This is a genomic window from Exiguobacterium sp. s22 (assembly GCF_018617455.1).
Lineage (GTDB): Bacteria > Bacillota > Bacilli > Exiguobacteriales > Exiguobacteriaceae > Exiguobacterium.
In genome coordinates, this window is sequence record NZ_JACSKD010000028.1 from 1 (window position 1) to 228 (window position 228).

At 43.4% G+C, this 228-nt stretch carries 1 rRNA gene; it reads left to right on the forward strand.

What is annotated here, in order from left to right:
• Nucleotides 1-142 precede the first annotated feature (142 nt).
• A 5S ribosomal RNA gene (rrf, locus tag KNO94_RS15200) occupies nt 143-228 on the forward strand; the annotation flags it as partial.

The window sequence follows — 228 nt, forward strand, 5'->3', positions numbered from 1 at the left end:
TGACACGTGGAGCTGAATGATACTAATCGGTCGAGGCTTTGATCTAGTCTATGGTTTGTGTTGATGAATCCTCAGTTTTCAGGGAACAATCTCAAAAAAAACATGTTGACATTATGTTAAGATAATGTTAATATAATATTTGTCTGGTGGCGATAGCGAGACGGCCACACCCGTTCCCATGCCGAACACGGAAGTTAAGCGTCTCAGCGCCGAAAGTAGTTGGGGGAT